General features: G+C 59.9%; 23 protein-coding genes. 11 read left to right on the forward strand and 12 right to left on the reverse strand.

The genetic code is table 11. The features are described 5' to 3' along the window. Positions 1 to 16: 16 nt before the first annotated feature. The 3 genes from ACA060_RS12890 (at position 17) to ACA060_RS12900 (ending at position 3,454) form a co-directional block, all read left to right on the forward strand. Positions 17 to 2,185: a xanthine dehydrogenase family protein molybdopterin-binding subunit gene (locus ACA060_RS12890; protein ID WP_497317688.1), complete on the forward strand. Its 2,169-nt coding sequence runs from the start codon at positions 17 to 19 to the stop codon at positions 2,183 to 2,185. Position 2,186: 1 nt separating this feature from the next. Further along, on the forward strand, positions 2,187 to 2,765 hold the full coding sequence (locus ACA060_RS12895) for a hypothetical protein (RefSeq protein ID WP_497317690.1): 579 nt from the start codon (positions 2,187 to 2,189) through the stop codon (positions 2,763 to 2,765). A gap of 74 nt (positions 2,766 to 2,839) precedes the next feature. Further along, on the forward strand, positions 2,840 to 3,454 hold the full coding sequence (locus ACA060_RS12900; protein ID WP_497317692.1) for a GGDEF domain-containing protein: 615 nt from the start codon (positions 2,840 to 2,842) through the stop codon (positions 3,452 to 3,454). Positions 3,455 to 3,463: 9 nt separating this feature from the next. Here ACA060_RS12900 and ACA060_RS12905 read toward each other — a convergent pair whose 3' ends face one another. Beyond that, positions 3,464 to 3,889: a VOC family protein gene (locus ACA060_RS12905; RefSeq protein WP_497317694.1), complete on the reverse strand. Its 426-nt coding sequence runs from the start codon at positions 3,887 to 3,889 to the stop codon at positions 3,464 to 3,466. A gap of 116 nt (positions 3,890 to 4,005) precedes the next feature. Between ACA060_RS12905 and ACA060_RS12910 the strand changes: the two genes are divergently transcribed. Continuing rightward, on the forward strand, positions 4,006 to 4,872 hold the full coding sequence (locus tag ACA060_RS12910) for a LysR family transcriptional regulator (protein WP_497317696.1): 867 nt from the start codon (positions 4,006 to 4,008) through the stop codon (positions 4,870 to 4,872). 97 nt (positions 4,873 to 4,969) lie between these two features. Here ACA060_RS12910 and fabI read toward each other — a convergent pair whose 3' ends face one another. The 8 genes from fabI to gloB form a co-directional block, all read right to left on the reverse strand. Further along, positions 4,970 to 5,764: an enoyl-ACP reductase FabI gene (gene fabI, locus ACA060_RS12915; RefSeq protein WP_008152082.1), complete on the reverse strand. Its 795-nt coding sequence runs from the start codon at positions 5,762 to 5,764 to the stop codon at positions 4,970 to 4,972. A gap of 21 nt (positions 5,765 to 5,785) precedes the next feature. Beyond that, positions 5,786 to 7,396 carry an ABC transporter ATP-binding protein gene (locus ACA060_RS12920; protein ID WP_109630523.1) on the reverse strand — a complete coding sequence of 537 codons (1,611 nt, stop codon included), beginning with the start codon at positions 7,394 to 7,396 and terminating at the stop codon, positions 5,786 to 5,788. A 1-nt stretch (position 7,397) separates the two neighbouring features. Continuing rightward, positions 7,398 to 8,417: an ABC transporter permease gene (locus tag ACA060_RS12925; protein ID WP_109630526.1), complete on the reverse strand. Its 1,020-nt coding sequence runs from the start codon at positions 8,415 to 8,417 to the stop codon at positions 7,398 to 7,400. A gap of 1 nt (position 8,418) precedes the next feature. Next, entirely contained in the window at positions 8,419 to 9,492 is a 1,074-nt protein-coding gene (locus tag ACA060_RS12930; RefSeq protein ID WP_010459785.1) for a microcin C ABC transporter permease YejB, read from the reverse strand. 4 nt (positions 9,493 to 9,496) lie between these two features. Beyond that, a complete protein-coding gene (locus tag ACA060_RS12935; protein WP_497317699.1) occupies positions 9,497 to 11,338 on the reverse strand; it encodes an extracellular solute-binding protein in 1,842 nt (613 codons plus the stop codon). Further along, positions 11,335 to 13,167, reverse strand: a complete 1,833-nt coding sequence (locus ACA060_RS12940) for an extracellular solute-binding protein (protein ID WP_497317701.1) — start codon at positions 13,165 to 13,167, stop codon at positions 11,335 to 11,337. Before ACA060_RS12940 ends, ACA060_RS12935 begins: the two co-directional genes overlap by 4 nt. Before the next feature lie 339 nt (positions 13,168 to 13,506). Further along, a complete protein-coding gene (locus tag ACA060_RS12945; RefSeq protein ID WP_497317703.1) occupies positions 13,507 to 14,949 on the reverse strand; it encodes a transglycosylase SLT domain-containing protein in 1,443 nt (480 codons plus the stop codon). Positions 14,950 to 15,048: 99 nt separating this feature from the next. Next, a complete protein-coding gene (gloB, locus tag ACA060_RS12950) occupies positions 15,049 to 15,816 on the reverse strand; it encodes a hydroxyacylglutathione hydrolase (protein ID WP_109630536.1) in 768 nt (255 codons plus the stop codon). Between the two features lie 65 nt (positions 15,817 to 15,881). Here gloB and ACA060_RS12955 point away from each other — a divergent pair, with 65 nt between their 5' ends. Together ACA060_RS12955 and rnhA are read left to right on the forward strand one after the other, a co-directional pair. Beyond that, on the forward strand, positions 15,882 to 16,640 hold the full coding sequence (locus ACA060_RS12955) for a class I SAM-dependent methyltransferase (protein ID WP_010459795.1): 759 nt from the start codon (positions 15,882 to 15,884) through the stop codon (positions 16,638 to 16,640). A 91-nt stretch (positions 16,641 to 16,731) separates the two neighbouring features. Further along, positions 16,732 to 17,184, forward strand: a complete 453-nt coding sequence (gene rnhA, locus ACA060_RS12960; protein WP_008028618.1) for a ribonuclease HI — start codon at positions 16,732 to 16,734, stop codon at positions 17,182 to 17,184. Between the two features lie 111 nt (positions 17,185 to 17,295). Here the strand turns inward: rnhA and ACA060_RS12965 are convergent, their stop codons facing one another. Next, entirely contained in the window at positions 17,296 to 17,598 is a 303-nt protein-coding gene (locus tag ACA060_RS12965) for a DUF2388 domain-containing protein (protein ID WP_497317705.1), read from the reverse strand. A 188-nt stretch (positions 17,599 to 17,786) separates the two neighbouring features. Between ACA060_RS12965 and dnaQ the strand changes: the two genes are divergently transcribed. The 3 genes from dnaQ to ACA060_RS12980 all read left to right on the forward strand — a co-directional run bounded on the left by dnaQ (position 17,787) and on the right by ACA060_RS12980 (position 21,628). After that, positions 17,787 to 18,545: a DNA polymerase III subunit epsilon gene (gene dnaQ, locus ACA060_RS12970; protein WP_497317707.1), complete on the forward strand. Its 759-nt coding sequence runs from the start codon at positions 17,787 to 17,789 to the stop codon at positions 18,543 to 18,545. A gap of 198 nt (positions 18,546 to 18,743) precedes the next feature. Beyond that, complete coding sequence (locus ACA060_RS12975; protein ID WP_497317709.1) at positions 18,744 to 20,999, forward strand: Orn/Lys/Arg family decarboxylase; 2,256 nt, start codon at positions 18,744 to 18,746, stop codon at positions 20,997 to 20,999. A gap of 14 nt (positions 21,000 to 21,013) precedes the next feature. After that, a complete protein-coding gene (locus ACA060_RS12980; RefSeq protein WP_497317711.1) occupies positions 21,014 to 21,628 on the forward strand; it encodes a GNAT family N-acetyltransferase in 615 nt (204 codons plus the stop codon). Here the strand turns inward: ACA060_RS12980 and ACA060_RS12985 are convergent. Beyond that, complete coding sequence (locus ACA060_RS12985; protein ID WP_497317713.1) at positions 21,594 to 22,487, reverse strand: LysR substrate-binding domain-containing protein; 894 nt, start codon at positions 22,485 to 22,487, stop codon at positions 21,594 to 21,596. The genes ACA060_RS12980 and ACA060_RS12985 overlap by 35 nt on opposite strands. 88 nt (positions 22,488 to 22,575) lie before the next feature. Next, positions 22,576 to 22,836, reverse strand: a complete 261-nt coding sequence (locus ACA060_RS12990) for a hypothetical protein (RefSeq protein WP_094467661.1) — start codon at positions 22,834 to 22,836, stop codon at positions 22,576 to 22,578. A 174-nt stretch (positions 22,837 to 23,010) separates the two neighbouring features. Here ACA060_RS12990 and ACA060_RS12995 point away from each other — a divergent pair, with 174 nt between their 5' ends. Then, positions 23,011 to 23,571: an NADPH-dependent FMN reductase gene (locus tag ACA060_RS12995; RefSeq protein ID WP_497317715.1), complete on the forward strand. Its 561-nt coding sequence runs from the start codon at positions 23,011 to 23,013 to the stop codon at positions 23,569 to 23,571. Positions 23,572 to 23,835: 264 nt separating this feature from the next. Next, positions 23,836 to 24,183, forward strand: a complete 348-nt coding sequence (locus ACA060_RS13000) for a metalloregulator ArsR/SmtB family transcription factor (RefSeq protein WP_109630556.1) — start codon at positions 23,836 to 23,838, stop codon at positions 24,181 to 24,183. Positions 24,184 to 24,208: the final 25 nt, after the last annotated feature.

Below are 24,208 nucleotides of genomic sequence, written 5' to 3' on the forward strand. Positions count from 1 at the left end.
TGAGGGAGTCTGAACCATGAACAGCATCAACCCGGTATCACGTCGCGGTTTTCTCAAGGGCAGCGCACTGTTGGGCGGCGGTCTGGTGGTGGCGTTCGTCATCCCCGGTGCTCATCGCTTTGCCGTGGGCGCGGAGAATGAAGGAAACGTTTTTGCGCCCAATGCGTTTTTGCGGATCGGCAACGACAACGTCGTCACCGTACTGCTCGGCCACTCGGAAATGGGTCAGGGCATCTGGACTGGCCTGACTATGTTGATCGCCGAAGAACTGGACGCCGACTGGTCGAAAATCCGCGTCGAACATTCACCTGCCTCGGCCGCTGACTACGGCATGGCAGGGTTCGGCGGCATGCAGATCACCGGCGGCTCGACGTCGACCTGGATGGAGTTCGATCGTTACCGGCAGGCTGGCGTGGCAGCGCGCTTGATGCTGATCGATGCCGCCGCCAAACGTTTCAATGTTGCGCCCTCGGCGATTCACACCGAGTCGGGCGTGGTCATTGCTGGCGACAACCGCGCGACCTACGGCGAACTGGCGGACGACGCCGGCAAGCTGCCGGTTCCAGACCCGGCCTCGATCAAGTTCAAGGAGGCCAAGGACTGGAAACTCATCGGCAAACCCACCAAGCGCCTGGACACGCCAGAGAAAATCACCGGCCGGGCCAAGTTCGGCATGGACGTGCAATTCGAGGGCTTGATGACCGCCATGGTGGCCCGTTCGCCCGTGTTTGGCGGCAGCGTCAAATCCTTCGAAGGCGCCGAGGCGCTGGCTGTGCCGGGCGTGCATAAAGTAGTGCAGGTGCCCACGGGCGTGGCGGTTATTGCCGACCATTACTGGGCGGCAAAACTGGGGCGCGATGCGCTGAAAGTCGAGTGGGACTTGGGGCCGAACGCCGGCCTCGACAGTCAGAAACTGCTGGAGAGTTTCCGCAAGCTCGCTGCCACCCCCGGCACCTCGGCCAGCAAGGCCGGGGATACCACCGCAGCACTGGGCAAAGCGGCCAAGACCGTCGACGTCGAATACAGCGTGCCGTACCTGGCCCACGCGCCGATGGAACCGCTTAATTGCACGGTGAAAATCAGCAAGGACAAATGCGAGATCTGGACCGGCACGCAGTTCCAGACCCTGGATCAAATGATCGCGGGCAAGATCACCGGGCTCAAGCCCGAACAGGTCGAGATCCACACTGAGTTTCTCGGGGGCGGCTTCGGTCGGCGGGCCAACCCGACCTCGGATTTTGTCGCTGAAGCCGTGCAGGTCGCCAAGGCGGCAGGCGGGCCGGTGAAAACTGTCTGGTCCCGGGAGGACGACGTGCGCGGCGGTTACTACCGCTCGGCGTTCCTGCATCAGGCTCGCATCGGCCTGGACGCCGGCGGCATGCCGATCGCCTGGAAACATGTGATGGTCGGTCAGTCGATCATGGCCGGCACCATGCTTGAAGCAACGATGGTCAAGGACGGGGTAGACAAGACCTCGGTCGAAGGCGTCGCTGACAGCCCTTACCTTGAAGGCCTGGCCAATCACCAGGTGGAACTGCACTCACCGACCACCGGCATCAGCGTGTTGTGGCTGCGTTCGGTGGGGCACAGCCACACGGCGTTTGTCATGGAATCGTTGATTGATGAATTGGCGGAAGCGGCCGGCAAGGACCCGGTGGAATACCGACGAACCTTGCTCAAGATGCATCCGCGGCATTTGGCGGTGCTGAACCTTGCCGTCGAGAAAGCCAACTGGAAGGCACCACTGCCGGACGGCCACGCGTTGGGTGTGGCGGTGCACGAATCCTTCGGCAGTTACGTGGCCCAGGTTGCGGAAGTGTCGCAGGACAACCTGAAAATCCGCGTGCACCGGGTGGTGTGCGCGGTGGACTGTGGAATTGCGGTCAACCCGATGAGCATCGCGGCGCAAATGGAGTCCTGCATCACCTTTGGCCTCGGCTTTACCTTGCACAGCAAACTGACGTTCAAGGACGGCCAGGTGGTGCAATCCAATTACCACGACTATCAAGTGCTGCGGCTCAACGAAATGCCGGTGGTCGAAGTGCATATCGTGCCGAGCACCGAACGGTCCGGCGGCATCGGCGAGGCCGGTGTCCCACCCACGGCGCCGGCAGTGGCCAACGCGGTGTTCGCCCTGACCGGGCAGCGCTTGCGGGAACTGCCGTTGCAACTGTCAGGGGTGTGAGATGAGACGACATTTGATTCTGGGCGCGGTGGTGTTGATCGGCCTGGCCGGTTATGCCGAAGACCTGTTTGCTGACGATAAGGAAGCCATCAAGGCGTTTGATACGGTGCAGAAGGTTTTCCAGAGCCCGCGTTGCCAGAACTGTCATATCCCGGGCGATTCGCCGTTGCAGTTCGACGCTGGAATCCCGCACGCGATGAATGTCGTGCGCGGCATGGACGGCAAGGGCGCGGCCGGTCTGCCCTGCGCGACCTGTCACGCCGAGGCCAATCCGCCCGTCAGTTACGGTCCAAATACACCACCTGGGGCGCCGCACTGGAGCTTGCCGCCCGCGGCACACAAGATGGCCTGGATCGGGCTGCCGGCCGACCAGTTGTGCGCGATGATCAAGGATCGCTCCAGCAATGGGGACCGCGATTTCGCGGCGCTGATCAAGCACGTCAGCGAGGACAAATTGGTGCTCTGGGGCTGGAATCCGGGTGAGGGAAGGGCGCCGGTGTCGGTGCCGCACGACATTTTCGTCACTCAATTCAAGCTCTGGGCCGAGGCTGGAGGACCGTGTCCGGTGCAGGGCAGTTGACCGGCGGTCCGTTAGCAGGGAGTCAAACGCGATAGAGATGGCTCTAAAGGACATACCCATCACAGGAGTGAACAATGTTGGTTTCCGGCAAACCGGCTAAGCCCAGCCCCGATGCAGACAGCCTGCACGGGCCGAACGTACTTGAAACCGGCGTGCAAGAGCGCGACACGATGCGCAACCTGGCACGCGAGTTCGAACACCAGATAACGGCTGTGCAAATGGCGAGTATGGATGAGCTGACATTGTTGACCAACCTGCACGGCTTTCAGGTGCTGGCTCAGTTGTGGCTGGACGCCTGCCAGCATCTGGAGAAACCGGCGAGCCTGTTGGTTTTCGATCTCGACTCTTTCAAGCGCATCAACGAGGTGTACGGCCGCAGTGAAGGCGACAATGCCCTGAAGACCTTTGCCGACGTATTGCGCATCGCCTTTCGCGAAAGTGATGTGGTCGGGCGAGTAGGGGGTGATGAATTCGCCGTTTTGCTGACCGGTTCCAGCGCTGTGGAAGTCGCCGGGATCAGGACCCGGCTCGAGGAAATGCTCGACGAGCGCAACGCTACCGTCCATCGCTGTTACGACATTCGGTTCAGTGTCGCGCAGGTCGAATTCGACCCCGAGCATCACAAGACGGCGCAGGGCCTGATGGACGCCATCGAGCATGCTCGTCATCAGGGGGCTGTCAACTTTTGACCGGCGACGCTATTGGGCGAACAGCTGATTGATGTCCTTGAACGCCTTGAACTCCAGTGCGTTGCCGCAGGGATCGAATAAAAACATCGTCGCTTGCTCGCCCACCAATCCTTGAAAGCGAATCCCCGGTTCAATCACGAATCGGGTGTCGAGGGCGTTCAGTCGTTCTGCCAACGCCTCCCATTCCTCCATCCCCAGCACCACGCCAAAATGCGGCACCGGCACATTATGGCCGTCCACGGCATTGGTGTGCGCCGCTTCCTGGGAAGCGTTTTTCGGTGCCAGGTGAATAACCAGTTGATGGCCGAAAAAATTGAAGTCCACCCAGTGGTCGCTTGAACGGCCTTCTTCCAGGCCAAACACTTCGCCATAGAAACGCCGCGCAGCAGCGAGATCGTAAACAGGGATGGCCAGGTGAAAAGGGGAGAGCTGCATCGGGTTTGCCTCGGATCTTCAGGAAAGTTGAGGCTGAGTTTAGCGCTGTGCTTTTTGATGGAAAGACGATAGTTTTTGCGTCGAGCTCAAATTATTTCGATCAATCGAGGACGCTGATGCTGCGCGAGTTGAAAACCTTCATCGCCGTGACGCGCTATGGCACGTTCGCGGCGGCCGGCATGCACATCGGCCTGACGCAGTCGGCGGTCAGCGCGCAGATGCGCAATCTGGAACAGGCGCTGGGCATTCGCCTGTTCGACCGCACCGGGCGCCAGGCGATGCTTAACGCCGCCGGGCAACGGGCATTGCCGATGGCGCGGGAGATTCTCGAAACGTTCAGTCGAATGGCCGTCAGCGAGGATGTCGGCGAGTATCGCGGCGAGTTGAAAATCGGCGCGGTGGCTACGGTCCAGACCGGGCTGCTGCCTCAGGCGTTGTTGCGCTTGAGGCAACAGGCGCCGTTACTGGAACCGAAACTGGTGCCGGGCGTGTCATTGAATTTGTTGAGTCAGGTCGATACCGGCGAAGTGGATCTGGCGATCCTGATCAAGCCGCCGTTCGAGCTGCCCAAGGAACTGTCGGCGCAGGTGATTCGCCGGGAACCGTTTGTGTTGATCGTGCCGATGGACCTTGAGGGAGATGACCCGTTGCAGATCCTCGCGAATCACCCGCACGTGCGCTACGACCGCAATTCGTTTGGCGGACGTTTGGTGACGCGGTTTTTGCGTGAGCAGCAGATTGAAGTGCGAGTCGCGCTGGAACTGGATGAACTGGAAGCCATCGTGAAGATGGTCGAATGCGGACTCGGCGTTTCACTGCTGCCCGAGGCCGGGTTATGGCTTGAACATGGGGCGAAGGTCAGGATCATCCCGCTGGATGAGCTGACGTTTTACCGCGAGATCGTGCTGCTGCAACGCTACAGCCAACGCACACAGCCGATCCAGCAGCTGTTTGCCAAGTGCCTGACGGCGCCCGCCGACTAAACGCAAGCCCGCTCCCACAGGGATTTGCATCAGATCTGAAACCGCAGGCATAAAAAAACCCGCCAGAACCGGCGGGTTTTTAGTGGCTAGTGGAAGATCACTCTTCCAGGCTGCCCATCGCAGTGGTGTTGAAACCACCGTCTACGTACATGATTTCGCCGCTGATGCCGGACGCCAGGTCCGAGCACAGGAAGGCGCCGGCGTTGCCGACTTCGTCAATGGTGACGTTGCGACGCAGCGGGGTTTGCGCTTCGTTGGCGGCCAGCATCTTGCGGAAGTTCTTGATGCCGGAAGCGGCGAGGGTGCGGATCGGGCCAGCCGATACGCAGTTGACGCGGGTGCCGTCCGGGCCCAGGGATCCGGCCAGGTAACGAACGCCGGCTTCCAGCGAAGCCTTGGCCATGCCCATCACGTTGTAGTTTGGCATGGTGCGCTCGGCGCCCAGGTACGACAGGGTCAGCAGGCTGCCATTGCGGCCTTTCATCATTTCGCGGCCGGCCTTGGCCAGGGCCACGAAGCTGTAGGCGCTGATGTCGTGAGCGATGCGGAAACCTTCACGGGTGGTGGCTTCGGTGAAGTCGCCGTCCAGTTGGTCGCCCGGGGCGAAGCCGACGGAGTGCACGATGCAATCCAGGCCGTCCCACTTCTTGCCCAGTTCGACGAAGACCTTGGCAATTTCTTCATCGCTGGCCACGTCGCACGGGAAGCACAGGTCAGGGTTGGAACCCCAGCTCTGTGCGAACTCTTCGACACGACCCTTGAGTTTGTCGTTCTGATAAGTGAAGGCAAGCTCAGCGCCCTCGCGATGCATGGCGGCAGCGATGCCGGATGCGATGGACAGCTTGCTGGCGACACCGACGATCAGTACGCGCTTACCGGCGAGAAAACCCATGTGTTGCTCCTCTCTTTCAGGTTATTGCGCAGTGGCCGGAGCCAGGAAAGCGGCTTCCAGCAACTGCTGTGTATACGGATGTTGGGGGGCGGCAAAGATACTTTGCGCGTCTCCCTGTTCGACCACTTGGCCTTGCTTGACCACCATCAGCTGGTGGCTCAGCGCCTTGACGACAGCCAGGTCATGGCTGATAAACAGATACGTCAGGTTGTACTTGGTTTGCAGTGAACGCAGTAGCTCCACCACTTGGCGTTGCACGGTGCGGTCGAGGGCCGAGGTCGGCTCGTCCAGCAAAATCAACGCCGGTTTTAGCACTAATGCCCGGGCAATGGCGATTCTCTGCCGCTGCCCTCCGGAAAATTCGTGGGGGTAGCGGTTCCGGGTTTCCGGGTCCAGGCCTACCTCCTTCAATGCCGCAATAATCGCTTGTTCCTGTTCCGCCTCGGTGCCCATCTTGTGGATCCGCAGGCCTTCGCCGACGATCTGGCTCACGCACATCCGCGGGCTCAGGCTGCCGAACGGGTCCTGGAACACCACCTGCATCTCCCGGCGCAACGGCCGAACCTCGGCCTGCGTCAGGCAGTCTAGCTGCTTGCCTTCAAAACGGATGGCGCCTTTGCTGCCGATCAGCCGCAAAATCGCCAGCCCTAGCGTCGACTTGCCCGAACCGCTTTCTCCCACAATCCCCAGGGTCTGCCCCTGGGGCAGGCTGAAATTGATCCCGTCCACCGCTTTGATGTGGTCGACGGTCTTTTTCAGAAAGCCTTTTTTGATCGGGAACCAGACTTTCAGGTCCTCGACCTGCAGCAGCGGCGGGCCAATAACGTTGGTCGCCGGCTTGCCGCTGGGCTCCGCTGCCAGCAGTTCCCGAGTGTACGGATGCTGCGGCGCGCGGAACAACTCTTCGCACGATGCCTGTTCGACGATGCAACCGCGCTGCATGACACATACGCGATGCGCAATTCTTCGCACAAGGTTCAAATCGTGACTGATCAGTAGCAATGCCATGCCCAGGCGGGCCTGCAATTCCTTGAGCAATTCGAGGATTTTCAGCTGAACGGTCACGTCCAGTGCGGTGGTCGGCTCGTCAGCGATCAGCAGTTCCGGCTCGTTGGCCAGGGCCATGGCGATCATCACCCGCTGGCGCTGGCCGCCGGACAGTTCGTGGGGCAGGGCTTTCAGGCGCTTCTCGGGTTCTGGAATGCCGACCATTTCCAGCAGTTCCAGCGTACGTTTGGTCGCGACTTTGCCGATCAAACCTTTGTGGATGCCGAGGACTTCGTTGATCTGTTTCTCGATCGAGTGCAGCGGATTGAGCGAGGTCATCGGCTCCTGGAAGATCATCGCGATCCGGTTGCCGCGGATGTGGCGGATGGTTTTCTCTTTCAGGCTCAGCAGGTCTTGCCCCGAATACTCGATGGTTCCGGACGGGTGCCGGGCGAGCGGGTAGGGCAGCAGTCGCAGGATCGAGTGCGCGGTCACCGATTTGCCAGAGCCGCTTTCGCCAACCAGGGCCAGGGTTTCGCCGCGCTTGATGTCGAAGCTGACGCCTTCCACCACCCGCTGACAGTGGTCGCCGACGACGAATTCGACGGCCAGGTCGCGCACTTCGATCAGATTGTCCTGATTCATTTCACTTCCTCGGGTCGAAGGCATCGCGAGCGGACTCGCCGATGAACACCAGCAAACTCAACATCAATGCCAGCACCGCAAACGCGCTCATACCGAGCCACGGCGCTTGCAGGTTGGATTTGCCCTGGGCCACCAGTTCACCCAGGGACGGCGCGCCCGGCGGCAAACCGAAGCCCAGGAAATCGAGGGCGGTCAGGGTGCCGATGGCGCCGGTCAAAATGAACGGCATGAAGGTCATGGTCGAGACCATCGCGTTGGGCAGGATGTGGCGGAACATGATCGCGCCATTCTGCATCCCCAGCGCCCGGGCTGCGCGCACGTATTCCAGGTTTCGCCCGCGCAGGAACTCGGCGCGCACCACGTCCACCAGGCTCATCCACGAGAACAGCAGCATGATCCCCAGCAGCCACCAGAAGTTTGGCTGCACGAAACTGGCGAGGATGATCAGCAGATAAAGGACCGGCAGCCCGGACCAGATCTCCAGGAAACGCTGACCGGCCAGATCCACCCAGCCGCCATAGAACCCCTGCAAGGCCCCGGCGATTACGCCGATGATCGAGCTGATAATGGTCAGGGTCAGGGCAAACAGCACCGAAATCCGGAAGCCGTAAATCACCCGCGCCAACACATCGCGACCCTGATCGTCGGTGCCGAGCAGATTGTCGGCTGAAGGCGGCGCGGGCGCTGGGACTTTCAGGTCGTAGTTGATGCTCTGGTAGCTGTAGGGAATCGGCGCCCACAGCACCCAGGCGTCCTTGGCCTTGAGCAATTCGCGGATATACGGGCTCTTGTAGTTGGCTTCCAGCGGAAATTCGCCGCCGAACGCGGTTTCCGGGTAGCGCTTGAGTGCCGGGAAGTACCAGCCGTTGTCGTAATGCACCACCAGCGGTTTGTCATTGGCAATCAGCTCGGCGCCGAGGCTCAGGCCGAACAGCACCAGAAACAGCCACAGCGACCACCAGCCACGCTTGTTGGCCTTGAACAGTTCGAAACGTCGGCGATTGAGTGGGGACAGATTCATCTCAATGCTCCCGGCTTTCGAAGTCGATGCGCGGATCGACAAAGGTGTAGGTCAGGTCACCGATCAGTTTCACCACCAGACCGAGCAAGGTGAAGATAAACAGCGTGCCGAACACCACCGGGTAATCGCGGTTGATCGCCGCTTCGAAACTCATCAAGCCAAGACCGTCCAGGGAGAAAATCACTTCCACCAGCAACGAGCCGGTGAAGAAGATCCCGATAAACGCTGAAGGGAACCCCGCGATCACCAGCAGCATCGCATTGCGGAACACATGGCCGTAGAGCACACGGTGATTGGTCAGGCCTTTGGCCTTGGCGGTGACCACGTACTGCTTGTTGATTTCGTCGAGGAAGCTGTTTTTGGTCAGCAGGGTCATGGTCGCGAAGTTGCCGATCACCAGCGCAGTTACCGGCAATGCCAGGTGCCAGAAATAATCGAGGATCTTGCCGCCCGTGCTCAGTTCATCGAAGTTGTTCGAAGTCAGTCCCCTGAGCGGGAACCAGTCAAGGTAACTGCCGCCGGCAAACACCACGATCAGCAGGATGGCGAACAGGAACGCCGGGATCGCATAGCCGACGATGATCAGCGAACTGGTCCAGACGTCGAAGTGGCTGCCGTGTCGCGTCGCCTTGGCGATCCCCAGCGGGATCGACACCAGGTACATGATCAGCGTGCTCCACAGCCCGAGCGAGATCGACACTGGCATCTTTTCCTTGATCAGGTCGATGACCTTGGCATCGCGGAAGAAGCTGTCGCCGAAATCCAGGGTGGCGTAGTTCTTGATCATGATCCACAAGCGTTCCGGCGCCGATTTGTCGAAGCCGTACATGTGCTCGATCTCCTTGACCAGCATCGGGTCCAGGCCCTGCGCGCCGCGATAGGCCGAGCCGGCAACCGAGACTTCGGCACCGCCGCCGGCAATGCGGCTGGTGGCGCCTTCGAAGCCTTCAAGCTTGGCGATCATCTGCTCCACCGGCCCACCGGGGGCGGCCTGGATGATCACGAAGTTGATCAGCAAAATGCCGAGCAGGGTCGGGATGATCAGCAGCAGTCGCCGAAAAATATACGCCAGCATCTGATTACTCCGTGCCCGCAGGGTCGGCTTGCAGTTTGGTTTCGATTTCTACCGCAGGTTTCGCATCGGGCTTGACCCACCAGGTATTGGTGCCGATGTCGTACTTGGGAGAGACTTTCGGGTGGCCGATGTGGTTCCAGTACGCCACGCGCCAGGTCTTGATGTGCCAGTTGGGGATCACGTAATAGCCCCATTGCAGCACGCGGTCCAGTGCCCGGGCGTGGGCGACCAGGCTTTTGCGCGAATCGGCGTTGATCAGTTGCTCGACCAGTTGATCGACCACCGGATCCTTGAGGCCCATGGAATTGCGGCTGCCGGGTTTGTCGGCCGCAGCGGACATCCAGAACTCGCGCTGTTCATTACCCGGCGAGTTGGACTGCGGGAAGCTGCCGACGATCATGTCGAAATCCCGTGAACGCACGCGGTTGATGTACTGGGAAACGTCGACCCGGCGGATCACCAGGTCAATGCCCAGGTCGCTGACGTTGCGCTTGAATGGCAGCAGCACCCGTTCGAATTCGGTCTGGGCCAGCAGGAACTCGATGGTCACCGGTTTGCCGTTGGCGTCGACCATCTTGTCGTCGACGATCCGCCAACCGGCTTCCTGCAACAGCTGATAAGCCTTGCGCTGTTGTGTGCGGATCATGCCGCTGCCGTCCGTCACCGGGTTCTGGAAGGCCTCGGTGAACACCTGTTCGGGAATCTTGCCGCGGAACGGACTCAAAATTTCAAGCTGATCGGCGTCGGGCAGGCCGGTCGCGGCCATTTCCGAGTTTTCGAAGAAACTGCGGGTACGCACATAGGCGCCGTTGAACAGTTGTTTGTTGGTCCATTCAAAGTCCATCAACAGCGTCAGCGCCTGACGCACGCGCACGTCCTGGAACACCGGACGGCGCAGGTTGAAGACAAAACCCTGCATGCCCGTGGGATTGCCGTTGGGGATCTGTTCCTTGTTCAATAGGCCTTCGGTGACCGCCGGGATGTTGTAGGCGCTGGCCCAGTTCTTCGCGCTCATCTCCAGCCAGTAATCGAACTGACCGGCCTTGAGGGCTTCCAGCGCCACCGTGTTGTCGCGGTAGTAATCGGTGGTCATCACGTCGAAATTGTAGAAGCCACGGTTGGCCGGCAGGTCTTTGCCCCAGTAATCCTTGACCCGCTCATAGCGTATCGAGCGCCCGGCCTTCACTTCGGTGACCTTGTAGGGGCCACTGCCCAACGGGATTTCAAGGTTGCCCTTGTTGAAATCGCGGTTCGCCCACCAGTGTTTCGGCAACACCGGTAACTGGCCGAGGATCAGCGGGAGTTCGCGGTTGTTGCTGTGCTTGAACTTGAACAGCACGGTGAGCGGGTCTTCGGCGACCGCTTCCGCGACATCACTGTAGTAGCCGCGAAAGAGCGGAGCGCCGTCCTTGATCAGCATCTCGAAGCTGAACACCACGTCTTCGGCGCGGACCGGATGACCGTCATGGAAGCGCGCTTCAGGACGCAGGTAGAAACGCACCCAGCTGTTATCCGGGGCTTTCTCGATCTTGCCGGCGATCAGTCCGTATTCGGTAAATGGTTCGTCCAGACCCTGTTTGGCCAAGGTGTCGTAGATCATGCCGATGTCGTCGGCCGGCACGCCTTTGCTGATGAACGGGTTGAGGCTGTCGAAGCCGCCGAACCCGGCCTGGCGAAAGATCCCGCCCTTGGGCGCGTCGGGGTTCACGTAATCGAAATGCTTGAAGTCGGCCGGGTATTTCGGCGGCTCGTTGTAGAGGGTCACGGCATGTTGCGGGGCGGCGCAGGCCAACCCGGCGAACAGCAGGCCGCTGGCCTGCAAGAGCAGGGCGCGTAAGGGTTTCATCGATCTTTCTCCGAAGATTTCAGCCACCACGCGGAGAGGCCCAGGGTGTAGGGCGGCGTGGTGACAAAGGCGAACCGGTTGCGGTAGGCCAGGCGGTGATAATTGAGGTACCAGTTGGGAATGATGTAGTGCTGCCACAGCAAAACCCGATCCAGGGCTTTGCCGGCGGCCACTTGTTCGTCGCGGGTCTGCGCGGCGAGCAATTGTTCAAGCAGGTGATCGACCACCGGGTTGGCGATACCGGCGTAGTTTTTACTGCCCTTGACCCCGACCTGGCTGGAATGGAAATACTGCCATTGCTCCAGGCCCGGGCTGAGGGTCTGGCTGAGCGTCATCAGGATCATGTCGAAATCGAACTGATCGAGGCGTTGTTTGTACTGGGCGCGATCGACCGTGCGCAGCCGCGCGTCGATGCCAATGCTGGCAAGGTTCTCGACGTAAGGCTGAAGGATGCGTTCCAGATTCGGGTTGACCAGCAGGATCTCCAGCTTGAGCGGCTGGCCCTTGGCGTTCTCGATCCGTTGCCCGTTGAGCTTCCAGCCGGCCTCGGCGAGTAGCGCCAGGGCTTTGCGCATGGTTTCCCGGGGGATGCCGCGTCCTTCGGTCTTTGGCAGGCTGAACGGCTCGGTGAGGAGCTTGGCGGGTAACTGCTCGCGATACGGCTTGAGCATCAGCCATTCGTGACCGACCGGCAGGCCCGTCGCGGAGAACTCGCTGTTGGGGTAGTAACTCATGGCGCGTGTATAAGCGCCGCTGAACAGCGTGCGGTTGGTCCACTCGAAGTCGAACATCAGCCCCATGGCTTCACGGACTTTGGTCTCGGAGAAGATCGGTCGCCGGCTGTTCATGAACAGGCCTTGGGTCTGGGTCGGGATCTGGTGCGGGATCTGCGCCTTGATCACTTCGCCGCGGCGCACGGCCGGGAAGTTGTAACCGCTGTCCCAGTTCTTCGCCTGGTGCTCGATGTAGATGTCGAATTCGCCGGCCTTGAAGGCCTCGAAGGCCACATCGCTGTCGCGGTAGAACTCCACTTCCATGCGATCGACGTTGTATTTGCCGCGATTCACCGGCAGGTCCTTGCCCCAGTAATCCTTGACCCGTTCGAAAATGAGCTGGCGCCCGGGGGTTACCGACGTGATGCGATACGGTCCGCTGCCCAGGGGCGTTTCGAAGGTGGTGGCCTTGAAATCGCGACCTTTCCAGTAATGCTGCGGCAGTACCGGCAATTCGCCGAGGCGCAGGATCTGCAACGGATTGCCGGCGCGCTTGAAGACGAATCGAATGCGCTGCGGGTTGAGGATGTCGACCCGCAACACTTCCTGGAGGCTGGTGCGGTACTGCGGATGACCTTCCTTGAGCAGCAAACGGTAGGAAAACGCCACGTCGTAGGCGGTAATCGGCGTGCCGTCGTGAAACCGCGCCTCCGGACGCAGGTTGAACACCACCCAGCTGCGATCTTCGCTGTATTCCACCGATTGGGCGATCAGGCCGTAACTGGAGGTTGGCTCATCGCCGGACGGCGCGTACTGGCCGGTGCCGACCATCAACGGTTCGTTGAGCTCGTTGATGCCGTATTGCAGGAAATTAGGGGTGGAAACCGGGCTGGAGCCCTTGAACGTGTAGGGATTGAGCGTATCGAAGGTGCCAAACGCCATCACCCGCAAGGTACCGCCCTTGGGCGCTTGCGGGTTGACCCAGTCGAAGTGGGTAAATCTGGCCGGGTACTTGAGCGTGCCGAACTGCGCATAACCATGGCTTTCGCTGATCGTCGCGCTTGCGGGGGAGCTCAAGGCCAGGCTGATCAGGAAGAGGAGGAGGGGACGCTTCAAGTCAGAGATCCGATCCAGGCGGCTTGGGCTTTGTGGACCGTACAGTAACAGCTTGTATCGACAGGAAAAAGACAGGTGGTTAATGCGTGGTTAATTGCAGACGCGGTAGCTCGGCCAGCCGCAGAACCTGTGGCGAGGGAGCTTGCTCCCGCTGGGCTGCGAAGCGGCCCCAAAACCTGAAATCTTTAAAATTTCTGACGCACCGCATGTTCAGGGTTAACGACTGCTTCGCAGCCGAGCGGGAGCAAGCTCCCTCGCCACAGGGAGCCATGCAGCCACACGATTTCAGCAGACCTCAAATCACAGGCAAAAAAAGCCCCTGAAATCAGGGGCTCGTTTTTAGCGCGGCGAAGACACCGTCAACATCTGCCCAGGCTTCAACGCCTGACCGACACGCGGGTTCCAGCGCTTGAGGTGCTGCATTTCAACGTTGAAACGCTTGGCGACCATATACAACGAGTCACCTTGCTTGACCTTGTATTGGGTCTGCGTTTTTTTCTTGGACGCCTTGCTGTTCGCCGCCACGACGGTGTTGACGCGACCGCCGCTACGTTTGGTGGTGTCTTGCATCACCAGGGTCTGGCCGACCTTGAGGTTCTTGCCGGTCATCTTGTTCCAGCGCTGCAGGTCCTTGACGTCGACCTTGTTCGCCTTGGCGATGGCGGCCAGGTTGTCGCCGCGTTTAACACGGTAGGCACGTTTGAGGCTGGCGATTTCCGATTCATCAGCACCTTCGAAGACCGGCTTGAGCGACTTCTTGCTGATCAGTTCCTCAGGACGCATGGTCGAGAGGCTGGCGGTCAGCAACTGTGCCTTGGACGTTGGCACCAGCAAATGCTGGGGACCGTCGATGGTGGTGCGCTGCTTGAAGGCCGGGTTGAGCTGGAACAGTTCGTCTTCGTCGATGTTGGCCACTGCGGCAACCTTGGACAGGTCCATGCGCTGGTTGATTTCGACGACCTGGAAGTACGGTTCGTTGGCGATCGGGTTGAGGTTCACGCCGTAGGCTTCGGGGGCCAGTACAACCTGGGACAAGGCCAGTAGCTTCGGCACATAAGCCTGGGTTTCCGCTGGCAGCGGCAGGTTCCAGTAATCGGTCGGCAGGCCAAGTTTCTCGTTGCGCTCGATGGCGCGACTGACCGTGCCTTCACCCGCGTTGTAGGCCGCCAGGGCCAGCAACCAGTCGCCGTTGAACATGTCGTGCAAGCGGGTCAGGTAATCCATGGCCGCAGTGGTCGAGGCGGTGATGTCGCGACGGCCATCATAGAAACGGGTCTGGCGCAGGTTGAAATAGCGGCCGGTGGAAGGAATGAATTGCCAAAGGCCCACCGCATTGGCCCGGGAATAGGCCATCGGGTTGTAGGCGCTTTCAATCACTGGCAGCAGCGCCAGCTCCAGCGGCATGTTGCGTTCTTCAAGGCGTTCGACGATGTAGTGAATGTAGAGGCTGCCGCGTTCGCCGGCGTTTTCAAGGAAGGACGGGTTGCTGGCGAACCACAGGCGCTGTTGCTCGATGCGCGGGTTGACGCCCAGGTTGTCCTGCAACTGGAAACCTTGGCGCATGCGTTCCCAGACGTCTTGCGGTATTTGCGGTGTTGGTTTCTCGCTGAGCCAGATGGGTTTCTGCTTGGCTCGCGCGGCAATATTCGGAACGTGTGTCGCTTCGGTCTGCGGCACATGGCTGGAACAGCCCGCCAGAGTGGCGGACACAGCCACCGCTATGGCTTGAGCCAAGCGGGTCAATGCGTCTGAATTGATGGCTTTACGAATAGGTGACGACATTGGCTGGAAGTAAGTTCCGGGCAAAAATGTCGGGCGATTCTAGAAAGCGCACCCCTTGCGGTCAACCATTCAGAATTTTTGTACCAATGGCGAGCCAGGTTAGAACTTATCTTTCCAAGCCCGAAGAGCAGCAAAGACCGCACTCGGAGCCCGGTTTTGGGTTCCATTCCGTTCGTCCACTTTTTCTTTAACGGATGTTTCGTCGACACGCAAAAAGGGGTTGGTCTGCTTTTCAAGCGCCAGAGTAGAGGGCAGCGTCATGATTCCGGCTGCACGTTGCTCGGTAACTTTTTCCAGACGTGCGGCGGTGTCCGGATTGCCCGGTTCGACCGCTGCGGCAAACTTCAGGTTGCTCAGGGTGTATTCGTGGGTGCAGTAGACCAAGGTGTCTTCGGGAAGCGCGGCAAGGCGGCTCAGCGAGGCGTGCATCTGTTCCGGCGTGCCTTCGAACAGGCGCCCGCAACCGGCGGCAAAGAGGGTGTCGCCGCAGAACAGCAGGCCGTGATGGTAATAGGCGATATGTCCCAGGGTGTGTCCGGGCACGGTGAAGACGTCGAAGTCCCAACCCAGCACGCTGACGCGGTCGTTGTCCTTGAGCGCCACGTCCCGGGCCGGGATGGTTTCGCTGGCCGGGCCGTAGACTGTTGCGTCTGTCGCTTTTTTCAGCTGCTCGACGCCTCCGACATGATCATGATGGTGATGAGTGACCAGAATATCGCTCAATACCCAACCCGGATGCACCGCCAGCCAGGCTTGCACGGGCGCGGCATCACCCGGATCGACCACGGCGCAGCGCTGGGTGCTGTGGTCTTGTAACAACCAGATGTAGTTGTCGGTGAAGGCGGGCAGGGCACTGATCTGTATCATCGTCGGATTCGCCAAGCGGAAAACAATGGCGCATCTTAGAACTTCCTGGCGCGTTGGAGAATGCAATGACCGATAAAGCGTTCGCTCAGGCCGATCCTGAGTGGCTGAATTTGATCAGCGCGGCCCGTGAATGGCTGTCCGGGCCCATCGGGCAATTTTTGCTGGACGAAGAACGACGCATGCTCGAAGACGAGCTGGGGCGCTTCTTCGGTGGCTACCTGGTGCATTACGGTCCGTCAGCCCAGACGCCACCGTCTGCACCGCAAGTGCAGCGCAATGTGCGGCTCGGTGCACCGTTGCCGGGTGTCGAGATTGTCTGCGAAGAGCAGGCCTGGCCGTTGAGCGAGCATGCCGCCGATGTGGTGGTGATGCAGCACGGGCTGGATTTCTGCCTGTCGCCCCACGGTTTGCTGCGTGAAGCCGCGAGCAGCGTACGGCCCGGCGGGCATTTGCTGATCATCGGCATCAATCCCTGGAGCAGTTGGGGCTTGCGCCATGTGTTTGCCCACGACGGGTTGCGCAAGGCGCGCTGCATCTCGCCATCGCGGGTCGGCGACTGGCTGAATCTACTGGGCTTCGCGCTGGAGAAACGCCGCTTCGGGTGCTATCGTCCGCCGCTGGCTTCACCCGCCTGGCAGGCTCGTCTCGCCGGTTGGGAGCGCAAGGCCGGTGACTGGCAACTATCAGGTGGCGGCTTCTATTTATTAGTGGCGCGCAAGATCGTTGTTGGCTTGCGGCCGGTTCGTCAGGAACGTCGCGAACCGATGGGCAAGCTGATTCCACTGCCGATGGCCAAAGTCAACCGTCGCAACATCGAGCCGTAACACACTCTTTATTTCCCGGCCGGGTTCGCCCCGGCCTCGGGCATCGTCGGTCACTGATCGGCGAGCCACCGAATTTTCTGGATAGATTGGCATGAGCGATAGCGTAGAACTCTTCACCGACGGCGCCTGCAAAGGCAACCCTGGCCCTGGCGGCTGGGGCGCATTGCTGGTGTGCAAAGGCGTTGAAAAGGAACTGTGGGGCGGCGAAGCCAATACCACCAACAATCGCATGGAGCTGATGGGCGCGATCCGCGGCCTGGAAGAGCTCAAGCGTTCCTGCGACGTGTTGCTGGTGACCGACTCCCAATACGTGATGAAAGGCATCAATGAGTGGATGGACAACTGGAAGAAGCGTGGCTGGAAAACGGCGGCGAAGGAACCGGTGAAAAACGCTGATTTGTGGAAACTGCTGGATGAGCAGGTCAACCGTCACAACGTCACCTGGAAGTGGGTCCGCGGACACATCGGCCACCACGGCAACGAACGGGCCGACCAGTTGGCCAACCGTGGCGTGGATGAAGTGCGCGGGTACAAGCAGGCTTGATGATTCCACTCTGTCCTGTGGGAGCTGGGCTTGCCCGCGATGAACGATGACGCGGTTTTACTGAAAGACCGCGGTGCCCGCATCGCGGGTAAGCCAGGCTCCCACAGGAAATCACAGTATCAGGATCGCGCTCGCCAGTTGCTGGTCGGAATACTGATCGCTGACCTTTCCGCGTATCCGCAAAAAAGCCGCCTCGATCCGCGCCCCGCGAATCGTCCCCTCGCTCGCCACAAACGCCGCCGCATCATCCTTCGCCGCCAGCACAATCTTGTCGTCGCTGAACGACCCGCTAGTGCCTTTGCTCGAGCTCAACGTCAAACTCACCGTCACATCCGTGCTGATCACGAAACTGGTGGCCAGGGCGCCCGTACCCAACAGGCAAGTGCTCAATAATAGAAACCGTGCGGTCTTCATGACGAAATCAAACCCATGGGAAACAAGCCCCGCACGCTAACAAGCCGTACCTCTCCAGACTTTATGAACATTGCTAATGATTGTTAAAAACTGCATGAGCGTCGGTCACTTGGCTGCGCGCGCCGGATCCCGTCAGCGTGTTAACATCGCCGCTTTTGCACGATTGACCCGTTGAGAGCTGAGCACTGATGGCCACCAGATCCGTTGTACTCGATACCGAAACCACCGGCATGCCGGTGACCGACGGCCACCGGATTATCGAAATCGGTTGTGTCGAGTTGATCGGTCGGCGCCTGACCGGCCGGCATTTTCACGTCTACCTGCAACCGGATCGCGAGAGTGACGAAGGCGCTATCGGCGTCCACGGCATCACCAACGAATTCCTGGTGGGCAAACCGCGTTTCACTGAAGTGGCTGATGAGTTCTTCGAATTCATCAAGGGCGCGCAGCTGATCATCCATAACGCGGCGTTCGACGTTGGCTTCATCAACAACGAATTCGCCCTGATGGGCCAGCACGATCGTGCGGACATCACGCAACACTGCTCGATCCTCGACACCCTGATGATGGCCCGGGAACGTCACCCGGGGCAGCGCAACAGCCTCGACGCCTTGTGCAAACGTTATGGCGTCGACAACTCCGGCCGTGAACTCCACGGCGCCTTGCTCGACTCCGAGATCCTCGCCGACGTTTACCTGACCATGACCGGCGGACAGACCAGCCTGTCGCTGGCCGGTAATGCGTCCGACGGCAACGGCTCCGGCGAAGGCGCGGACAACTCCGCCACCGAAATCCGCCGCTTGCCGGTGGATCGCAAGCCGACCCGGATCATCCCTGCCAGCGAAGATGACCTGGCCCGGCACGTGGCACGTCTGGAAGCCATCGCCAAGTCCGCCGGCGCCCCGTCGCTGTGGCAGCAACTGGTTGAGGCCAAGGCGCAGGCTTGAATCAGGGCTGATGTGACACGGCTTGTGTGGCGAGGGGGCTTGCCACAACTAGTCCTGCTGAATGTTCGAGATTGATGGCCACATGATGGTGCATTCATTGACCCGCTTCGGGGCATCGACGCTCGCCACATCCGCTTCAACCCTCTACCCTGAGCATATTGGCAGGCCATGGTCTGCCGCCTCAGAACACTGAGCCTCATGTATAAAGATTTGAAATTCCCGGTATTGATCGTCCACCGCGACATCAAGGCCGACACCGTCGCCGGTGACCGCGTGCGGGGCATCGCCCGGGAGCTGGAACAGGAAGGCTTCAGCATTGTGTCGGCGGTGGATTACACCGAAGGGCGGCTGGTCGCTTCGACCCATCACGGCCTCTCCTGCATGTTGATTGCCGCTGAGGACGCCAGCGCCCATTCGCATTTGTTACACAATATGGCTGAGCTGATCGGCTTGGCGCGGGTTCGCGCGCCGGACTTGCCGATCTTCGCGCTGGGGGAGCAGGTGACGCTGGAAAATGCTCCGGCCGATGCCATGGCCGAGCTTAATCAACTGCGCGGCATTCTCTATCTGTTCGAAGACACCGTGCCCTTCCTGGCCCGGCAAGTGGCCCGGGCGGCGCGCAAATACCTTGATGGTCTGCTCCCGCCCTTTTTCAAGGCGCTGGTGCAACACACCGCCGATTCCAATTATTCCTGGCACACCCCCGGTCATGGCGGCGGCGTGGCGTACCACAAGAGTCCGGTTGGCCAGGCGTTCCACCAGTTTTTTGGGGAAAACACCCTGCGTTCGGACTTGTCAGTCTCGGTGCCGGAACTAGGCTCCTTGCTCGATCACACAGGTCCGTTAGCCGAGGCGGAAGCCAGGGCCGCGCGCAATTTCGGCGCTGATCACACCTTTTTCGTCATCAACGGCACCTCGACCGCCAACAAAATCGTCTGGCATTCGATGGTCGCTCGCGATGACCTGGTGCTGGTGGACCGTAACTGCCACAAGTCGGTGCTGCACTCGATCATCATGACCGGCGCGATTCCGTTGTACCTGTGCCCGGAGCGCAATGAACTGGGGATCATCGGCCCGATTCCACTGAGCGAATTCAGCCGCGAATCGATTCAGGCCAAGATCGACGCCAGCCCGCTGACCCAAGGCCGTGAGCCCAAGGTAAAGTTGGCGGTGGTGACCAATTCCACCTACGACGGCCTCTGCTACAACGCCGAGTTGATCAAGCAGCAACTGGGTAACACCGTCGAGGTCCTGCATTTCGACGAGGCCTGGTATGCCTACGCGGCGTTCCACGATTTTTTCGCCGGGCGATACGGCATGGGCACCTCCCGTGGCGAAGACAGTCCGCTGGTGTTCACCACGCATTCCACGCACAAATTGCTGGCCGCGTTCAGCCAGGCCTCGATGATTCATGTCCAGGACGGCGGCGCGCGGCAACTGGACCGCGACCGCTTCAACGAAGCGTTCATGATGCACATCTCGACGTCGCCGCAGTACAGCATCATCGCTTCGCTGGACGTCGCATCGGCAATGATGGAAGGGCCGGCCGGGCGTTCGCTGTTGCAGGAAATGTTCGACGAGGCCCTGAGTTTTCGTCGGGCCCTGGCCAATCTGCGTCAGCACATCGCTGCGGATGACTGGTGGTTTTCCATCTGGCAGCCGCCGTCGGTGGAAGGCATCGAGCGTGTGGTCACCGAAGATTGGCTGCTGCAGCCTGACGCCGACTGGCACGGCTTCGGTGGCGTGACCGACGATTACGTGTTGCTCGATCCGATCAAGGTCACTCTGGTCATGCCTGGCCTGACTGCGGGCGGGGCACTGAGCGATTGCGGGATTCCGGCGGCGGTGGTCAGCAAGTTCCTGTGGGAGCGTGGACTGGTGGTCGAGAAGACCGGGCTGTATTCATTCCTGGTGCTGTTCTCGATGGGCATCACCAAGGGTAAATGGAGCACGCTGCTGACCGAGTTGCTGGAGTTCAAGCGCAGTTACGACGCCAACGTCAGTCTGGCAACCTGCCTGCCGTGCGTGGCGAAACAGAACGTCGCACGTTATCAGGGCATGGGGTTGCGGGATTTGTGCGACCAGTTGCACGCCTGTTATCGCAGCAATGCCACGGCCAAACACCTCAAGCGCATGTACACCGTGCTGCCGGAAATCGCCATGAAGCCGGCTGACGCCTATGATCATTTGGTGCGAGGTGAAGTGGAAGCGGTGTCGATCGATGCCCTCGAGGGGCGAATTGCCGCGGTGATGCTGGTTCCGTATCCGCCCGGCATCCCGCTGATCATGCCGGGCGAGCGGTTTACCGAGTCGACCCGCTCGATCATCGATTACCTGTCGTTTGCTCGCACGTTCGACAGTAGCTTCCCCGGTTTTGTCGTTGATGTGCACGGACTGCAACACGAAGATGAGGGCAATGGACGGCATTACACCGTTGATTGCATCAAGGAATGAGGACCTTTCCGAGTATGCAACCGATCATGAATCCCAAATACCCAGGCCTCTCGGTGCGTGTCGCCGACGAGGGTTTCGCGCCCTATATCTGGGGCAGCGACTTCAGTTTTGAAGTCGCGGCCTATGGCGCAGCCGAAATCGGCAAGCCGGTGGAGCAGTGGCGGGTAACGCCGATCACTCCTTATCGAAAGTGCTACGGCATTGATCCCGAGGAATTCAGCAGCTTCCGCGATGCCGGCGACAGTGCGGTGTTCATGGCCTATCTCGACGACGAGCCCGTCGGCCATCTGGTGGTCAGCACCAACTGGAACGGCTTTGCCCATATCGACGAGTTGGCGGTACATGCGCCGGCGCGCCGTCACGGTGTGGCCAAGGCGTTGCTGGACGTGGCGCAGTTCTGGAGTCGCAAGAAGAAATTGCCGGGGATCATGCTCGAGACTCAGAACAACAATCTGGGAGCCTGCCGACTGTATGAACGCTGTGGTTACGTGGTGGGCGGGATCGATCACCTGCGTTATCGCGGCATCGACCCGAACACCGCCGAGGTGGCGCTGTTCTGGTATCGCCTGTTTGATAATCCGCTGGAAAACCCGCTCAGCTCGACAACATCGCCACGGCTTGTTCCGTGATGATCTCCAGCAACACCTGAACGGCCGGCATGGGCTCGCCGTTCTTCAGGGTCAGGGCATAGAGGTTGATCGGTACCGCAGGCGCCAACGGGCAGGCATCCAGGCCGCTCGATTTGGCCCCGAGAGCGGTGAACGGGTCGACGATTGCCAGGCCTTCGCCGGCCTCGACCATGCTGCGCATCATCTGATGAGTCTGCACCCGCGTCTGGATGACCGGGGCAGGGCGCAAGGCATGCAGTTTGTTGTCGAGCGCCGGGCTCAGCGGATCATGACCTTCCAGGCCAACCATCGACTGGCCGGCCAGATCCTGCAACGAAATGTACTTTTGCTTGGGTTGCAGCCAGCCATGGGGCGCCAACAGCTGGAGTTTGCCTTGGGCAATCACCTGGCAACGAACGTCGGCGTGGTCAGGATCATGCAGGCTCAGCCCCAGATCGCTTTCACGCAGCAGCAGGCTTCTGACGATCTCGCGGGTGGGTTGGCTAAGCAGGGTGCAAGGCGCATCGGGAAGGCGTCGGCGTAGGGCCGCGATGCTGTGGGGTAATAACTGTTGGGCCAGTGGCGGGGTGCAGATGACGCGCAGCGGGTGCGCCTGATATTGCTTGAGGCTGCTGGCCAGACGCTGGACCGGTTCAAGCGCGTCATAGACGCGGGCGATTTCAACCTGTAGCTCCCGCGCTTCGCGCGTCGCCTGCAAACGTCCACGCACGCTGGAAAACAGCATGAATCCCAACTGATCCTCGGCGTCGCGCAAAAGGCCTTCGACCTCGGCCACCGGCAACTGCAGCCATTCGGCGGCGGTGCCCAGGTGACCGGTCTGCAAGAGCGCGTGGATCACTTCGATATGACGTAAACGCATGCGTGAAGTCCATGTTCAGCAGGTGAGGGAGTCAGTAACTGAATCCTAACTCAAGTGCGCGCATATGACTTCTGCTCATAACGCGGGGTTATGAGGCGGTGGTGATTTCCGGCCGGCTGCCGACATAGGTGTCGGGTTCGCGCACGATGGTGATGTTCGATTGCACCAGCAGAAACTGGTTGTCGTCGAGCTTGTTGACGCGATCGCCAATGGCCAGTTTGTAGGTGGTCACAGGCGCCGAGCCAGTGAGGCCGTCATGCGAGGGGGTGGATTCCTGGAACTCATGCACGGAATAAACGCGGCCTTCCGCGTCTCTTGCATGGAACTGACCGACGAGTACTGCTGCCATCTGCTTAGAACCTCTGGAGATAAATCACTCAATTTGCGGTTCTGTAGACCGTGGTTAAGCGAAGTAAGTTTTCCTACAGGAAAAAAATAGTCAGGGGCGGCAAATTCAACAGCCCACTGGGTGAATCGTCATCTATAACTACAAGTCTTTCCATCGAACAGTCGAGAGTCTTCCATGAGCAACGTCTATACGATCGCCGTACTGGTCGGCAGCTTGAGAAAGGAATCGATCAACCGCAAGGTTGCGCTGGCCCTGGCCGACCTGGCGCCTGCCAATCTCAAGCTCACCATCGTCGAAATCGGCGACCTGGCGCTCTACAACGAAGACATTGATGGCGCTTCACCGCCGGCAGCCTACAGCACTTTCCGACAACAAGTGAGTTCATCCGACGCAGTGCTGTTCGTCACCCCCGAATACAACCGCTCGGTGCCGGCACCGCTGAAGAATGCGATCGACGTGGGTTCGCGTCCGTATGGCAAGAGCGCCTGGAGTGGCAAACCGGGGGCGGTGATCAGTGTTTCGCCAGGCGCTGTCGGCGGGTTTGGCGCCAACCATCACTTGCGCCAATCCATGGTGTTTCTGGATGTGCCGTGCATGCAGCAGCCGGAAGCCTACCTGAGCGGTGCTGGATCGGCGTTTGATGAGGCGGGCAAATTGTCCGAGTCGGTAAAGCCGTTCTTGCAGAAGTTCATCGATGCATATGGCAAGTGGGTCGAGCAACACAAGAAAGAGTGACCCAAACGCAGGATATCCCTTGTAACAGGTGCCTTGTGGCGAGGGGATTTATCCCCGTTCGGCTGCGAAGCAGTCGCTAAATCAAGCAACGCGGTGCATCAGATAGACCGTGCGTTCAGGTTTTACGACTGCTTCGCAGCCGAACGGGGATAAATCCCCTCGCCACAGGGCGCTACTACAGAGTTCGGTTATTCAGTCTTTGCTTTACTGCATATTCGAAATTCCATATATTCACGCCTCGTTTGTCCAGAGGCGTGTCTCCTCATGTCCAGCTCCCATAGTCCTGTCGATATTTTCAAGGCCCTGGCCGATGACACCCGCAGTCGCATCGCACTGTTGATCGCCCGCGAAGGCGAGTTGTGCGTGTGTGAATTGACGGCCGGGCTGGACCTCAGTCAGCCAAAAATCTCCCGTCATCTGGCGCAGTTGCGCAGCCATGGCCTGCTCGCAGACCGCCGTCAGGGGCAATGGGTTTTTTATCGCCTGCACCCTCAATTGTCGCCTTGGGTAATCACGCTGTTACAGGGCGCACTGGCCGATCACGCTGACTGGCTGGCCGCTGATGTTGACCGATTGCAGGCAATGGCTGATCGCCCCGTTCGCTGCTGCTAACTCCGATTTTTTCTTTGAAGGCTGC

The sequence above is a fragment of the Pseudomonas sp. LBUM1671 genome, assembly GCF_059695685.1.